11 protein-coding genes are annotated in these 16,189 nt (G+C 44.7%); 7 read left to right on the top strand and 4 right to left on the bottom strand.

What is annotated here, in order from left to right; genetic code table 11:
• Positions 1-1,084, top strand: a 1,084-nt coding sequence (locus AACP44_RS06105; protein WP_339339588.1) for a Glu/Leu/Phe/Val dehydrogenase dimerization domain-containing protein, incomplete at its 5' end; no start/stop codon positions are given.
• Between the two features lie 155 nt (positions 1,085-1,239).
• Positions 1,240-2,232, top strand: a complete 993-nt coding sequence (locus AACP44_RS06100) for a rhodanese-related sulfurtransferase (RefSeq protein WP_339339587.1) — start codon at positions 1,240-1,242, stop codon at positions 2,230-2,232.
• 61 nt (positions 2,233-2,293) lie between these two features.
• On the opposite strand, the gene AACP44_RS06095 is transcribed toward AACP44_RS06100, so the two are convergent.
• The 4 genes from AACP44_RS06095 to AACP44_RS06080 are packed head-to-tail and all read right to left on the bottom strand — an operon-like array spanning position 2,294 to position 5,990.
• Positions 2,294-3,061, bottom strand: a complete 768-nt coding sequence (locus tag AACP44_RS06095) for a glutaminyl-peptide cyclotransferase (protein ID WP_339339586.1) — start codon at positions 3,059-3,061, stop codon at positions 2,294-2,296.
• Positions 3,051-3,377, bottom strand: coding sequence for a late competence development ComFB family protein (locus AACP44_RS06090; protein ID WP_339339585.1), 327 nt, complete (start codon positions 3,375-3,377; stop codon positions 3,051-3,053). Before AACP44_RS06090 ends, AACP44_RS06095 begins: the two co-directional genes overlap by 11 nt.
• Positions 3,378-3,411: 34 nt before the next feature.
• Positions 3,412-5,484, bottom strand: a complete 2,073-nt coding sequence (gene mnmC / locus AACP44_RS06085) for a bifunctional tRNA (5-methylaminomethyl-2-thiouridine)(34)-methyltransferase MnmD/FAD-dependent 5-carboxymethylaminomethyl-2-thiouridine(34) oxidoreductase MnmC (protein ID WP_339339584.1) — start codon at positions 5,482-5,484, stop codon at positions 3,412-3,414.
• A gap of 32 nt (positions 5,485-5,516) precedes the next feature.
• A complete protein-coding gene (locus tag AACP44_RS06080; RefSeq protein ID WP_339339583.1) occupies positions 5,517-5,990 on the bottom strand; it encodes a MaoC/PaaZ C-terminal domain-containing protein in 474 nt (157 codons plus the stop codon).
• 135 nt (positions 5,991-6,125) lie between these two features.
• Between AACP44_RS06080 and AACP44_RS06075 the strand changes: the two genes are divergently transcribed.
• From AACP44_RS06075 to AACP44_RS06055, 5 genes are all read left to right on the top strand, one after another.
• Positions 6,126-7,778 carry an AMP-binding protein gene (locus tag AACP44_RS06075; RefSeq protein WP_339339582.1) on the top strand — a complete coding sequence of 551 codons (1,653 nt, stop codon included), beginning with the start codon at positions 6,126-6,128 and terminating at the stop codon, positions 7,776-7,778.
• A gap of 58 nt (positions 7,779-7,836) precedes the next feature.
• Positions 7,837-11,784: an ATP-dependent RNA helicase HrpA gene (hrpA, locus tag AACP44_RS06070; RefSeq protein ID WP_339339581.1), complete on the top strand. Its 3,948-nt coding sequence runs from the start codon at positions 7,837-7,839 to the stop codon at positions 11,782-11,784.
• 36 nt (positions 11,785-11,820) lie between these two features.
• On the top strand, positions 11,821-12,729 hold the full coding sequence (locus tag AACP44_RS06065; RefSeq protein WP_339339580.1) for an alpha/beta fold hydrolase: 909 nt from the start codon (positions 11,821-11,823) through the stop codon (positions 12,727-12,729).
• Between the two features lie 215 nt (positions 12,730-12,944).
• A complete protein-coding gene (locus AACP44_RS06060; protein WP_339339579.1) occupies positions 12,945-13,760 on the top strand; it encodes a VacJ family lipoprotein in 816 nt (271 codons plus the stop codon).
• 608 nt (positions 13,761-14,368) lie between these two features.
• Positions 14,369-16,189, top strand: a 1,821-nt coding sequence (locus AACP44_RS06055) for a hypothetical protein (protein WP_339339578.1), incomplete at its 3' end; no start/stop codon positions are given.

Here is a 16,189-nt window from a genome sequence, read left to right as displayed (position 1 = left end):
TGGACGAGAAACTCTTATGAACGTTTTTGACCATCCTGATTTTGATCATCATGAACTGGTAGCTTTTAGAGACGACCCTGCATCAGGTCTTAAGGCAATTATCGCAGTACATAATTCTACCTTAGGGCCAGCATTGGGTGGTTGTCGGATGTTTTCCTATGCATCCAATAATGAAGCGCTAAGTGATGTGCTACGTTTATCCCGTGGTATGACCTATAAGTCGGCACTGGCGGGCATTGCTCTAGGCGGCGGCAAATCGGTGATTATTGGCAATCCCCAGCAAGATAAATCACGCCAGTTATTGTTGGCAATGGGAGATTTTATTAATAGCCTGAATGGAAGCTATATTACTGCAGAAGATTCGGGTACTGGCGTGGCCGATATGGCTATTATGAGTGAAAAGACTGCCCATGTTACCGGTGTAGTTAATGGAGAGGAATATGGCGGCGATCCTTCACCTATTACGGCCTATGGTGTTTATCAAGGTATAGTTGCCTCCGTGGCCTATCAGTTTAATAGTGATTTAAAGGGAGTGCGTATTGCCCTGCAAGGTATTGGCAGAGTCGGCTTTTACTTGGCTCGTCAATTAATTGAGGCCGGAGCCATCGTTTATGCGGCTGATATCAACCCAGCTAATATTCAACGCGCAGTAGATCAATTGGGTGTTATTGCATTGCCCTTGGATAATATTCTATCTAGCGATGTTGATGTGTTAGTACCCTGTGCACTTGGCGGAGCGATTAATCCGCAGAGCATCGATATCATCAAGGCCAAAGTGGTGGCGGGTGCCGCCAATAATCAACTGGCCACCGCTGATATGGGTGAAGCCTTAAAACAAAGGGATGTCTTATATGCACCGGATTATGTTGTTAATGCCGGTGGAATTATTGATGTGTACTACCAAACCCAGGGTATACGCGACAGGAAAATAGTGAGCGATCATGTCGATAAAATTGGCGCCACCTTAAAAACTATTTTTACCCGTTCTACCCAAACAGGTAGGGCCACTAGTCATATTGCTGATGAATTGGCCGAAGAAATACTAGCTGGTCATCTAGACGATACAAAGGAAATGAGTGCTTGATATTGTCTACAAGCTTGCACTTTGGCGCCAATCAACAAGGCCGAATATATTAAAAAATGCCAGGCTTTTGCAGGACATCGCCTGCTAAATTTCCTATAATCCTTTCCGAAATTAACGCACCGGATTTACGCTCCGGCCAGCTGAAGGAAAAGACCATGTCTATAGACACCTATGTCGTCTGTGCGATGTATAAGTTTGTCCGTCTGGATACTTATAAAGATTTGCGCGATCCCTTGTTAAATATCATGAAGCAGCTCAATATCTGCGGCACCTTATTATTGGCTGAAGAGGGCATTAATGGCACAGTTGCCGGTTCGCGAGGCAGTATTGATCAATTGCTAGACTGGTTGCGTCAGCAGCCTGAGCTTAGCGATATTGATCATAAAGAGTCTACTACGACCCGCCGTCCTTTTTTGCGTACCAAAGTAAAACTAAAAAAAGAAATTGTAACCATGGGTGTTGAAGGTATTGATCCTAAGGAAGTGGTTGGAACCTATGTGGAGCCCAAAGATTGGAATGCACTTATTAGCGACCCCGATGTTTTACTGGTCGATACACGTAATGATTATGAAGTGCAGGTGGGTACATTTAAAAATGCCGTCAACCCCAATACTGAAACCTTTCGTGAATTTCCCCAATACGTAAAAGATCATCTGGATTCAGACAAGCACAAAAAAGTGGCGATGTTCTGTACCGGCGGTATTCGCTGTGAAAAATCGACGGCCTATTTAAAAGAGCAGGGTTTTGATCAGGTTTATCATCTTAAAGGGGGTATTTTAAACTATCTGGAAAAAATTCCTGAAGCTAATACCTTATGGCATGGTGAGTGCTTTGTGTTTGATGACCGTGTTACGGTTAATCATCAATTAGAGAAAGGCCACTATGACCAGTGCCATGCCTGCCGTATGCCGATAACGGAACAGGATAAGCTTAGCGAAAAATATCAGCCGGGAGTTAGTTGCGCTGCTTGTTTTGATACCTTGAGCGAGCAACAGCGTCAACGCTTTAGCGAGCGTGAAAAGCAAATGCGTTTAGCAACTCAACGGGGCGAAAGTCATATGGGTTCCGAAGTGATCAGCCAGTTACAAAAGAAACGTCAAAGCAAAGCAGAAAAGCTTGAGAAGCAGCAACAAAAAAATCGATCTTAAGCGTGCTTTTACTAAACCGCTATTGGTTTAGATATTATTATATTTCTGTAGGTGTGGTGATTTATGGTTTTGCAGACAGCGTGATATGAAATACTGCTGGCCAGTATTTCCCAGTTACTAACAAACGTTTTTTATCATTATCGTAAGCAATGCCATTAAGTACATCGGTTTTCGCAGTGCGTTGCTTTTTGGGAAGTAACTCTTTTAGCAAGACTTTGCCTACCACTTGACCATTATCGGGGTTAATCATAATCAGCCACTCACTGTGCCAGATATTGGCATAGATCAAGCCGTCAACCCACTCCAACTCATTAATTTTTTCGACAGCCAAATCACCCATACGAACAGTGATATTGCGCAGTACCCTGAAAGTATCAGGATCAATAAATTGGATCACGGCAGAGCCGTTGCTCATAATCAGTTCTTTGCCATTATTGGTTAAACCCCAGCCCTCACCACTAATAATGAACTTTCCTTCGAGCTTTAGGCTTTCGGGATCATAAATAAACCCCTGTTGAGATTGCCAAGTCAGTTGGTAAAGTTTTTGATTGAGTAAGGTGATTCCCTCGGCAAAATAACGCTGATCAAGACTATATTGTTGGGTCGGCTGTGTTTTGTCTAGCGTTCGAGTGAGAACTTGCGATTGTCCCCACTGGCCCGCACTTTCATAAAGAATGCCATCATGAAATTCTAAACCCTGCGTAAACAGCATCGCATCATGCGGAAAACGTTCAACAACCTGATAGTGATATTCAATAATCGGTTGAGCAGAGGTGCTGATGGCGCAGAAGAATAAACCAAATAGAAAGCCGGAAAGCTTAGCTTTCATCGTAGTTCTTATCACTGCTTTCAACAAACTGAATGGCGTCAGTCACCGCTTTATCGACTTTATCAATCATCTGTTGGCGCTCGTCTGATGAGAGGTAAAAAGCCATATCAACATCATGACGAATATATCGGCAAGGTAAATTATTTAGCGCCACACAGGCAATGTCCGCGGTGTAATCATTGCTACCAAACTGGTCGGGGCGTTTTTCTCGCAGAGCATTAAATACTAAGCCTTCATAATAATTATGAAGGCTATCGAGTTCGGTAGGTATGGCCAAAGGACTTTTATGGGATAACAGCACAGCAATCTCCAGCATAGCGTTGACGGTTCGTGCTTATTGTAGAGTATTTTTATACTTTATTGCGAATCAGATCCCGTATGACAAAACGCGCTGGATTTAGGGCGCGGACTAAATGCCTTGGCAATGGCAGCGGCTCAGCGCAGATCATGGCAGCGATTAACTCGCTACACAATGGGGTTGAGGTTAGTCCTCGGGAGCCATGAGCGATATTAATATAGAGATTAGGATAGTAGCTGCCGGGAGTGATGATATCGCTATGGGCGTTTTTGCGTAGCAGAGCATAGTCTTGCAGAAATTGTTGCTGATGATGCAGTGGACCAACAATGGGCAAATAATCAGGACTGGTTGTGCGTAGACCTGCGCGACCCGAAAGCTTATTTGCAGCAATCGCCTTATGGTTGGAGAGTAACGACGGTACGCTCTTTTGCAGGCTGTCAAGATTGCGCTGGTGATCTTCTGAACGAATAGCCGTATCCGTATCCCCATTATCAAAAGTAGCGCCTAGGTTGTGGACATTATTAATAGCTGGGGTGACATAACCTTCATGACAAATAACGGTTTTTAATTGCGAGCTGATTGTCGAACTTTCTAGCAAAGTGATCTGTCCGCGAATGGCTCTGGCAGGTATTGATTGGCTTTGTTCAAACTGCAATGCATCACGGCTATTGGCGATTATCACCGAGTCGGTTTGCAATATGGGTCTATCATCGCCTGATAATTGCCATTGTTGATCCTGTTGTTCCAGCTTAATCACAGCCTGATGATTAATAAGCTCAATATTGGGATGACTACATAGCGACTGGCATAAGTGAACTGGTGATACCCAGCCGGCCTTTGGAAAAAACCAACCGGGTAATTGAATATCGATACCAGCAAGTTCTGATGCCTGATATTGATCGACGCATTGCACCAGCTCGGGGTAATTGGCGAAAGCCTGTTGTATTAACGGTACTAAACGCTGTTCTTTTGCATTAGTGGCTAATTGCAATACGCCACAAAAATCCACATGCTCTGCTGAAATATCATACTCTTGCTGCCATAGCCGATAAAAGCGCAGGGCATATAAATAACTACTTAGGGTAAACTGATTTAATGTACCTGCTTCAGTTGAGAGCTTGGTATATAACATACCCTGTGGATTGCCAGAAGCGCCTAAAGCAAGCTGTTTTTCGCGCTCTACTAGGGTGACCTTGCAACCACGTCTAGCCAGTGCATAAGCGCAATTGGCGCCGGCTAAGCCACCGCCGATAATGGCGACACGTCTGCCGCTGTTGACAGAATTTTTTTGAAGGTACCAAGGCACATTAATCTGTTTATTGTTCGATTTATCAGCAATCGTTTTATTATCAACCCGGCTATCAGGGTTAAATTGTCCAAATAGCATTTCACGCTTGCGAAAGCCTTTGTCTTTTTGAATCTCAAAACCCTGTAATGATAGGCCTCTACGAACACTGCTCACGGCAGTAAACGTTGCCAGTGTGGTAGAAGGTCCACTTAAGTCTGCTATCAAAGCATATAAACGGTCATTCCATAAGTCAGGATTTTTAGCTGGGGCAAAACCATCTAAAAACCAGGCATCAATAGTGGTGTGACTATGTGTCATCCATTGTGGATGATCATTACTGCGTAATTGCTCAAAGCCCTCAATACCATCGCCTAATAACAAGTGAAGGCTGATACGACCTTGATCAAACTTAAGTAGGTGATAGCCTGCCGTTAATACGGGGTAATGTGCCAGTAATTGCTCAGCATATTTGGCCAGTTCTGGCCAAGCGGATAATGCGCGTTCCAAATCATGATAACTTAAGGGATGTTTTTCTACCGAAACAAAATGTAGATAAGCTTGTTGATGGGCCGTTTGTTGCCACAGCTGCCAGGCGGCTAAAAAATTTAAGCCAGTACCAAAGCCCGTTTCACCAATACTAAAATGCTCAAAGGCTTTAAGCTGCTGCCAGCGCTGCTGCAGTTGATTGTGTTGTAAAAATACATAGCGGGATTCTTCCAATCCCTGTTGTAGCAGGAAATAAATATCGCCGAAGTCTTTAGCCTCAGGCACATTGCCTTGCTGCCAATTTAATTGGGCGGTATCAAGATGATAGGGAGAGGGTGATGATTTAGTCATTGGCTACTATTGCAAGGGCTAAAAAAGCCAGATCAACCGATGTCAATAGCAGGTAATTCAGGTTTGGCTAAGGCCAGTTTCTCGGTTGGAGCAATCACCTCAACGCTACCTTTGGCAACGGTTTTGCCATCTTGATTAACGGCTAGAGTATTTATGTTGACAGTGTGCCTTTTGTCTTCCTTTGCGGTGACTTCAAGCTTGATAGTCACCATATCGCCGATATTAACTGGGGCACGAAATGACAGGTTTTGGCTTAGATAAATAGTGCCGGGACCGGGTAGCTCAAGTGCTATCGCTGCTGAAATAATTGAGCCGGTCCAAGCACCATGACCAATACGTTGTTTAAATATAGTGGTGGCGGCAAAGTCGGCATCCAAATGCAAGGGGTTAATGTCGCCAGAAACGTTAGCAAAAAGTATCAGGTCAGCTTCGGTTAAGGTTTTACTGTAGCTGGCGGTTTGACCAATCCTGATTTCATCGTAGGGAATATTATTCAATGTGCTCACGATGGTTCCTTAAAAGATTATGCTGTTGAGTAGGGTAGTGGCTATTGTAAACTATTTTTCATGTTAGGATGCGGTGTTTGACTATCGCTTCACGGGTCGATATTGTGGGCGACTAAATAAAAATAAGGAGGGCTAATGAATAGCGTTATTGAGCAAGCATTAATAAAACAGGGTATAGAGCCGACCATCGAGATTGACCCAAATGCCAATTTGGTCAGTTTATTCGAACAAGCGGTGGCCAATTATGGTGCTAGCCCTGCCTTTAGTAGTCTGGGACAGACCTTGACCTTCGATGAGGTGTATCAATGCTCGCTGCAATTTGCCAGCTACTTGCAACAACAGACCGGTTTACAGCCCGGTGATCGCATTGCGATCCAGTTGCCAAACCTTATCCAATATCCCGTGGCCTTATATGGTGCCATGATGGCCGGCTTGGTGGTGGTTAATACCAATCCACTCTATACCCCGCGTGAATTAGAGCATCAGCTTAATGACTCCGGTGCTAAGGCGATTGTAGTGTTGGCCAATCTTGGTAAAACACTGGAAGCGGCTATCGCTAATACAAAGGTTGAGACGGTTATCGTCACCGAATTGGCCGATCTCCATAGTATTGGCTCCCGTTTATTGATCAACTGGGGAGCGAAATATCTGAAGCGGATGGTACCCTCGCTCAATGTTCCCAATGCAATGAGTTTTCGCAAAGCACTGCGTTTAGCTGATGCTCAGGCGTTTAAGCCAGTCACGATTGAGCAGCAGCAACTCGCCGTGTTGCAATATACTGGTGGCACCACCGGGGTGGCCAAGGGTGCAATGCTTAGTCATCGCAACCTAGTGAGTAACGTTGCGCAATGCCAAGCCATATTTTCCGGTTTTGGTCTGGATAATCAGGACGAAACCATGATATCGCCGTTGCCGCTGTACCATATTTATACCTTTACCATAACAAACCTGCTACTGATGACAGGCAACCACACCGTTCTGATTCCCAATCCCAGAGATATTCAGGCCTTAATTGCCGATGTGAAACGTTACCCCATGACCCTTTTTTGCGGCATTAACACCTTATTTGTCACCCTTTGCAATCAGTCATCGTTCCGTGAGGCTGATTTTTCCAACTTAAAAATGACCATGTCTGGTGGCATGGCACTTACTGCCGATGCTGCCAAACAGTGGCAAGCAATAACAGGCAAAGATATTTTTCAAGGCTATGGCTTAACTGAAACTTCACCGGTGGTATCGGCGAATCCCGCTACTGGCAATCAAGTGAATACCATTGGTCTGGCTGTCCCGTCTACCGAGATAAAACTGGTCGATGAGCAAGGTCAGGCCGTTGCCATGGGTGAAAGAGGCGAGCTATGTGTCAGAGGTCCGCAAGTTATGGCTGGCTATTGGCAGCGACCTGAAGCCACAGCTGAAGTGATTGATGCCGACGGTTGGTTTTCTACCGGTGATATAGCCATCATGCAGGATGACGGCTATCTGCGCATTGTTGATCGCAAAAAGGATATGATTATTGTTTCTGGGTTTAATGTTTACCCCAATGAACTGGAAGATGTTATCAGCCAGCATCCTGATATTGTTGAATGTGCTGCAGTGGGCATCCCTGATGAACAAACCGGTGAAGCGATTAAAATCTTTTTAGTCGCTGCAAACCCAGTTACCGAAGCGGACCTAATCGCCTACTGCAAGCAGCGATTGACCGGCTACAAAGTCCCCAGACGTTTTGAATTCCGGGATGATCTACCCAAATCCAATGTAGGTAAAATATTGCGCAAGGATTTAAGGTAGGCGCACTGTGTTTGGCGTTATAAAACGCCCTTAATTACAAGCCGCTTGGCAGTATTCTGTGGATCAGTCGCAATATTCTATTCTCAAGGCACTTAAGCAACAGATCAACCAGTGTATGCTGGTTGATCGCCATGCTGTGCTCAGACAATTACAGACGCTGGAAAAACAACTAACAGCCAACAAACCTGATCAAAATACACTGCAATCACTGCACAAGCGTATTCAAGCCTCAGTAGCTCAGGCAGAGCAGCGCCAGCAACTTATCCCAGAAATACACTATCCTGACCTTCCGATTGCTGATAAGCGCAAAGAAATTGCCGAGGCGATTAGTGAGCATCAGGTGGTTGTGATTGCCGGTGAAACAGGCTCGGGTAAAACCACCCAGCTACCCAAAATATGCCTCGAATTAGGCCGAGGAGTGCATGGCTTAATTGGTCATACCCAGCCACGTCGACTAGCCGCTCGTACGGTTGCCCAGCGCATTGCTGATGAGTTGGCCACACCTCTAGGTGAAGGTGTTGGCTATCAAGTTCGATTTAATGAGCATATTTCGGAAAACGCCCATATCAAATTAATGACTGACGGGATTTTGCTAGCGGAAATTCAGCGGGATAAATACCTGAATCGCTATGACACACTGATTATTGATGAAGCCCATGAGCGCAGTTTAAATATCGATTTTTTATTGGGCTTTCTTAAGCAGCTACTACCAAAACGTCCCGACTTAAAAGTGATCATCACTTCGGCGACCATTGATCTAGAAAGTTTCTCCAAGCATTTTGATGATGCACCGATTATTGAAGTGTCAGGTCGAACTTATCCTGTTGAAACCTTATATCGACCGTTAGATGACCTATCCCCTGAAGGTGATTTGGCAGTCGGTATTGAAATGGCAATCGGCGAGTTAATCAATGCCGAGGGTGGCAGCAAAGGCGATGTGTTGGTATTTCTCAGCGGTGAAGGCGATATCCGCGAGGTTGCCCGTCACCTGCGCCAATTAAAAAAAGATGATAGAGCTTGGCAACACTGCGAAATATTGCCTTTGTATGCTCGCTTAAGTCATGCCGAACAAAATAAAGTATTTACTGTTAATTCTTCACGTGGTCGGCGAATAATTCTGGCGACCAACGTAGCAGAAACCTCTTTAACGGTGCCCGGTATTCGCTATGTGATTGACTCCGGTTATGCACGTATTAGCCGTTATAGCTATCGCACAAAGGTTCAGCGCCTACCCATAGAGCCTATTTCACAGGCTAGTGCTAACCAGCGTAAGGGGCGTTGTGGCCGTGTTGCCGAAGGTATCTGTGTCCGGTTGTACCAAGAGGCAGATTTCAACAGCCGCCCCGAATTTACTGACCCGGAAATAAAACGTACCAACCTTGCCTCGGTGATTTTACAAATGCTGGGTATGCGCATGGGAGCGGTGGATACATTCCCCTTTGTTGACCCGCCTGATCAGCGCCTGATTAATGATGGTTTTAAATTATTGCAAGAGTTGGGAGCGGTGGATAAAAAACGGCAGCTTACCGCTATTGGTAAAACCTTAACCCGTTTTCAAGTTGATCCACGTTTGGCACGAATGATTATTGCGGCTAAAAAGCAGGACTGTGTTGATGAAATTTTAGTTATTGTTAGCGCCTTAAGTATCCAAGATCCACGCGAGCGTCCGGCAGATAAGCAGCAAGCCGCCGATGAAAAACATCGACGCTTTTGGCATAAAGAATCGGACTTCCTATCCTATGTAAATCTGTGGAATTATTATGAAGAAAAACGTCAACAACTTAGTCAGGGTCAATTAAGAAAACTATGTCAGCGCGAATTTCTGGCCTATATGCGAATGCGTGAGTGGCGGGAAATACATCATCAATTACGTCTAGCCTGTCGCGCCCTGAAATTTCAGTCCAATACGCAACCGGCTAACTATGAGCCGGTGCATAAAGCCTTACTCGCTGGTCTGTTAAGCCATATCGCCACCCTTGATGATGATCGGCAGTATATGGGCGCGCGCAATCGCAAGCTACGTATCTTTCCCGCTTCAACACTGTTCAAAAAAAGCCCCAAATGGATCATGGCGGCAGAAATTGCAGAAACCACACAAATTTACGCTCGTTGCTGCGCTCGCATTCAGCCCGAATGGCTAATGGGTATCAACGATCCGCTGTTTAAACGCAACTATAGCGAGCCTCACTGGCAACAAAAAACCGGTAGGGTGATGGCCTATGAAAAGCTCAGTCTTTACGGCCTAATGATTGGCGAACGCAACCGGATCCACTACGGACCTATCGATACCAAGCTATGTCGTGAAATATTAATTCGCTCTGCTTTGATTGAAGGCAATATGGCGAAAACCGTAGCGACCAGCAAAGCGCCTTTTTTTATTCATAACCAACAATTGGTTAAAGATATTGAAGAATTAGAAGCCAAATCCCGTCGCAAAGATATATTGGTAGATGATCAACAGTTATTCCAATTTTATGATGAGCGTATTGGTCAGGATATTATTACTCTCAAGCATTTTGAACAATGGCGCAAAGGGGCAGAATATAAACAGGCCAAGCTATTATATATTGATAAAGCCTATCTTATGCAGCATAGCGCTAGCCATATTAATGAACGGCAATTTCCAGCCCGATTATCCGTCGGAGATTTGATTTTTGATCTGAGTTATCGTTTTGAGCCAAACCATCGTGCAGATGGTGTAACGGTCACTATCCCTATCGGCTTGCTTAACCGCATCCCCAAACATCGCTTTGAGTGGCTGGTGCCGGGAATGCTGCGTGATAAATGTATAGCTCTGGTGAAGTTATTGCCAAAAAATCTGCGTAAACAGGTAGTACCTGTTCCCGATTATATCGACAAGGTATTGGCGCAGATTAGCGCCGATGATGCACCGCTATTAGAGACACTCAGTCGCCAGCTTAAACAAGTCGCCAACGTCAATATACCTATGGACGCATGGCAGCCCGATCGATTGGATGATTTTTATCGTATGAACTACAGGATAGTCGATGCGGCGAGCAAACAGTTAGGGCAGGGTCGCGATCTTGAAAAACTCTTAGATCAATTTAAGGGGCAAGTGACTGAAACCCTGCAAGAGCAAACTCGGCAGCGTTTTCAAACCGAAAATATCCAACGATGGGATTTTGGCGATTTACCCAGCGAGTATCAATTTAACCAGGCGGGAGTAACGGTTACCAGTTATCCAGCACTGGTTGACTGTAAAAACAGTGTCGCTATCGAATTAAAAGATTGGCCTGAACAGGCGGAGCAGGAAAGTCAGCGCGGCATGGTGCGTCTGTTTATGCTGCAAATGCCGCAGCAAATAAAGTCACTCCGTAAAAATCTACTGCGTGGTAATACCATTAGCTTGCAGTTAGCTGGCATTTCACAGCAGCGCGATGAGTGGGTGGATGATTTGCTGTTCTCGGTTTTTCATCGGGTCTTTATTGCCGATAAATCTTTGCCCCGTTCCGATGTTGATTTTCAACAGCGGTTACAAGCCGAAAAGAAAAATCTAGTCGCTGAGGCAACACTTGCTGCCGAAGTGCTCGCTGAAATAGCAGCGATTTATGTCACCATTCACAAACAACTAAAAGCGGCCAACGAATTGGCATGGGCTTTGGCTATTGGCGATATTCAACAGCAGTTATCGTTACTATTTGCGCCCGGTTTTATCCAAGATACCCCTTGGCATTATCTGCAACAATATCCGCGTTATCTATCGGCCATTAAGCAGCGTTTGGAAAAATTACGCGGTCACTATCAGCGAGACAAGCAACTTTTAGTCGGCCTAACAGAGCTGAGCAAGCCGCTCTATGCACAATGGGTTAATAATAGTGATGCTGCGATGCGCAGTACTGAATTATTGGCATTTCGCTGGTTGCTGGAAGAGTATCGAGTATCACTTTTTGCCCAAAAGCTGGGTACTTTACAGCCTGTTTCAGAAAAGCGCCTAAAGGCTAAATGGCAGGAAGTACAAACTTCCCTGCTAGATATAACAAGTTAGGCCGCAAAAATAAAAATAACTGCTAAAATAGAAGCTATGAGTCCGCGACTAAAATACCAATCAATCAAGGTATCGTTACCTTCCACCGATCATGCCCATCTGACGCGTTTTTATATGGATAAAAACCAATTGGGTTCGCCGGTGTTTATGCTGCATTCCACCCTGCAAGATGGCAGTACATTCTTTAGTGATGACGGTTCCGGCTTAGCCTGTTATTTAGCGCGGCAGGGTTACGATGTTTTTGTGGGTGATATGCGCGGTAAGGGAAAGAGCTGGCCGCAGGTGAATGCCTCATCGGTATTTGGTGCACATCAGACAATCAATGAAGATATTCCTGCCATGGCTCATAAAATCAAAATGTTGCGGGGAGATATCCCACAAATATGGGTCGGCCATGGTTGGGGTAGTGTTCTGATGACCAGCTACTATGCTCGTTATGGCAATAGCTTATGTACAATAGCAAAAATGGCGCATTTTGCCGCCCGTCGACAAATCCAAAGTAGCAATCTGTCAAAAAGCTTGTTTATTGATTTATTCTGGCGCAAATTAGGCAAACTGTTGATTGCGTTCAATGGCTATATGCCCGGCAAACGTATGCGCTTGGGAGTGAGCAATGAATCCAAAGTTGGCTATCAGGATTATCTTGCATGGTCGAGTACCGATCAGTGGATTGATGCGCAAGATGGCTTTAGCTATGGTGATGCAATCCGTCAGCAGCAATTACCGCCCAGTTTTTATTTTGCGGCAAGTTCAGATAAAGCCTATGGCGATCCTGAGGATGTACGCCAATTTATGAAAGAGCTCGGCCCCCACGATGGTCGCTTGATGGTGCTCAGTCGCCGTAGTGGTAATGCCAGAGATTATAGCCACTTGAATATGGTGCGCCATAAAGACTGTGATACCGATCATTTCCCGCTATTGCTTGATTGGTTGCAGCAGGTCTGATCGATTGCTGAAATTACTACAGATGTAAGAGGTATTCTCTCGCTAGCTAGTAAGTGTTGGAGTAAATTATACGTCTCATCTTGGCTAAAATTCTTCTCACTCTGTAGCTCAAAATACTGGCAACTTGGTTTTGTTTAACTTATGGTTATCTCGCATTGAAAGGCAAGCTTGATGCTGCGGCTTATACAAAATTGACTAATGGATTTAAACTAACAATGATTGACTCAGAGGTTTTACAAAAGTTGAAGGCAAAAGTTGCAACAATCGCTATAGTACTAACAATGCTATGCCTCTCGGCAACCGCTACTGCGCAAACGCAAGAGGCAGAGGATCATCATTTTTGGGACGCTTGGAATGCCTATATTATCGAGCTAGTGGAGCAGGAATTATCTGCACCGGATCCCTGGGAGCCGCTCAACCGTAAAGTTTTTGTCTTTAACGACTTCGTAGATCGTTACACACTGACACCGATCGCCAAAACCTACCAGTTTGTTACCCCTGACCCGCTTGAAGCGGGCATTGGCAATATGTTTTCCAATCTGACCGAAGTGACCACCATTATTAATGACCTGTTACAGCTTAAGTTCGGTCAGGCCGCTTCTGATACGGGTCGTTTTTTATTAAATTCCACGGTGGGTTTGCTCGGTTTATTTGATGTGGCTACACCCATAGGTCTGGAAAAGCACCAAGAAGATTTTGGTCAAACTTTGGGTTATTGGGGTATGGGCTCTGGTCCCTATATAGTTCTGCCCATATTGGGCTCCTATACCGTTCGTGACGGGCTGGGTTCCTATCCGGATAACTATAGTGATTACCTTAAACATCTCGATCATGTTTCTAGTCGCAATCAATGGCAGTTGTTAAGAATTATCGATGCAAGGGCGAGCTTATTTTCCGCAGAAGAACTTATTGCCGGTGATCGTTACACATTTATCCGCGATGCCTATTTGCAGCGTCGGGAATATCTGGTCAATGATGGTTTGATCGTGGATAGCTTCGGTGACGAAGATTGGGATGAAGAGTTCGAGTAAAACCCATAGATAAGGACGATTGGTATTATCTATTATTAAATTGACCCTAATCCTAGCTATTTTACTGATATGATCGGTGCATACGTGCTTGATAACCCTGACGTTTTGCAAAGCTATCACGAGGCAGGGGCCAAAGAAAGTAATCATCCGCCGAACGCAATAAATTAAAATTAGTTATAACACTGATAATGTTTTAACGATAACAAAAGATGACACTGAAAAGAGCTGCCGCGGCAGCTTTTTTTATGCCTAAAATAAATCCCTCCCCAAATTTATTATAGCGGCACCCATTATCAATGCTGCCAAAGATATAGATATCGAGCATATTGCGCTGCACTAATTAAAATCGTTAGATTGAAAACAATGTAAGATAAATAGTTTTAAAGTAGTCACTTTATAGTATTAATTCTAAAGCATTAGCTCTTAAGCATTATTGAGTTGCTGTAGGTGATTTTGTACTGTCAGCTTGTCAGGCTATTTAGATAGCTGCAAATCTTAAGGAAAGGATAATCGCTTATGCTTAAACATATTTCACTTCAACTGAGCTTTTCTGTATCAACCCTCCTTGTTAAATATTACGTTAAATAACTGCAGTAATAGCCTGATTTATGAATAAGCTAACTAGGGTTTATTTGATTATTGCAGCTGCTTTTCTAGCATTTTTTGATGTGGCATATAACTTTGATATTGATGCTGCTTATCAAAAAATCAATAACAATACTCTTAGCGTGAACCTAACTGATACTGCCACAGAAGGTAATGATACGGATACCGTGTATCAAGCTGGTGAGATTGAGGAAGCTCGCAGTACCAACGAAACTGATAATGTTGATATAACAGACGATACTGATGATGTAGATGATGCCGATAATGATATTTCCGATACTAATACTGCCGATAACCATGCTGATGGCATTGATGGTTTAACTGTTGATGGTGCTGAAAGCAAGAGTGCCGGTCACGCCGGTGCGGGTGACAATGCCGATGCTCGTTATGGTTCAACCAGCGTAAGAGGTGACCTCGCTGATAATGACGCAAACAGTGATATAGATGCTAGTGGGGATGATATAGCTGGATTTTCTGTTTCTTTGGAGTCACTGAGTAATACAAACGATAGCAGTGCTTATGTCATGACAATGGACGAAGGCGGTACTGACACCTTTACAGTGAAGCTAGATGCAGCACCTTCGTTTGATGTGGTTTTGGCAGTGATATCTTCAAATGCAAGTGTTACCACGGTTAATGGGCCAGAACTTACCTTTACCACGAATCATTGGAATACTCCCCAGACGGTAACGGTCAACAGTATTGATAATAATACCCTTGGCGAGGGTTCGGCAACCATTACCTTGTCAGTCAAAGAGGGTGACGACGCCTTTACTGTGCTAGACCATCAGACTGTTGCGGTGACGGTCACTGATAATGACGTTGCCGGATTTACGCTCTTGTCGGATCAACTGACTATTACGGATGGCAGTACTAGCACGTTTGCGGTGAAGCTAGATGCAGAGCCTTCGTCTGATGTAGTGCTGGCAGTACTATCTTCAAATACAAGTGTTACCGCGGTTAATGAAGCAGAACTTACCTTTACCACGAATCATTGGAATACTCCCCAGACGGTGACAGTCAACGGTGTTGATAACAATGCCCTTGGCGAGAGTTCGGCAACTATTATCTTGTCAGTCAAAGAGGGTGATAGCGCCTTTACTGTGCTAGAAAATCAGACCGTTGCGGTGACGGTCATTGATGATGGTACTAATACTGGTGGTGGTACTGGTGGTATTGCTGATACTGGTGATGGTACTGATACCGATGGTACTGGTACTGATGGTGGTACTGATAGCGGTGATGCTGGTACTGGTGATGGTACTGATACCGGTGGTACTGGTACTGATGGTGGTACTAATGATATTGCCGGATTTACGCTCTCTTCTGATTCATCAGAAATTAATGATACAGGGAAGAGTGGCACCTATACCGCAACATTGGCTGAAGGTGCTAGTGGCAGCTTTGCGGTGAAGCTAGATGCACAGCCTGTATCTAATGTGGTGCTGGCGGTGGTATCCACTGATGAAAATGCTATCAGGGTTAAAAACCCGGAGCTCACTTTTACCTCGAGAAAATGGAATCAAGACCAGACGGTCATATTTAGCAGTGTTGAAGATGACAACTTAGTTGATGAGCGGCTGAGCATTACCCTGTCGGTCAAAGGGGGTGATGACGCCTTTACTGATGTAGGCGATCAGACCGTTGCGGTGACGGTGATGGATAATGATAGCGCAGGGTTTACTCTTTTGTGGGAATCGCTGAGTGATCTAGACGATAGCAATGCCTATGCCGTGACAATGGATGAAGGCAGTACTGGCACCTTTCGGGTGAAGCTAGATGCACAGCCTTCGTCTGATGTCGAGCTGACAGTGAAATCTTCA

It is taken from the genome of uncultured Oceanicoccus sp., from assembly GCF_963968385.1.
Lineage (GTDB): Bacteria > Pseudomonadota > Gammaproteobacteria > Pseudomonadales > Dasaniaceae > Oceanicoccus.
Note: the sequence above shows the minus strand (reverse complement) of the source record. Positions and strands in the feature narration are given on the sequence as shown.

Coding starts and splice junctions, on each gene's coding strand:
- AACP44_RS06090 (WP_339339585.1), bottom strand. CDS start 3,377: ATGCTGGAGATTGCTGTGCTGTTATCCCATAAAAGTCCTTTGGCCATA.
- AACP44_RS06065 (WP_339339580.1), top strand. CDS start 11,821: ATGAGTCCGCGACTAAAATACCAATCAATCAAGGTATCGTTACCTTCC.
- AACP44_RS06095 (WP_339339586.1), bottom strand. CDS start 3,061: ATGAAAGCTAAGCTTTCCGGCTTTCTATTTGGTTTATTCTTCTGCGCC.
- AACP44_RS06060 (WP_339339579.1), top strand. CDS start 12,945: ATGATTGACTCAGAGGTTTTACAAAAGTTGAAGGCAAAAGTTGCAACA.
- AACP44_RS06075 (WP_339339582.1), top strand. CDS start 6,126: ATGAATAGCGTTATTGAGCAAGCATTAATAAAACAGGGTATAGAGCCG.
- AACP44_RS06100 (WP_339339587.1), top strand. CDS start 1,240: ATGTCTATAGACACCTATGTCGTCTGTGCGATGTATAAGTTTGTCCGT.
- mnmC (WP_339339584.1), bottom strand. CDS start 5,484: ATGACTAAATCATCACCCTCTCCCTATCATCTTGATACCGCCCAATTA.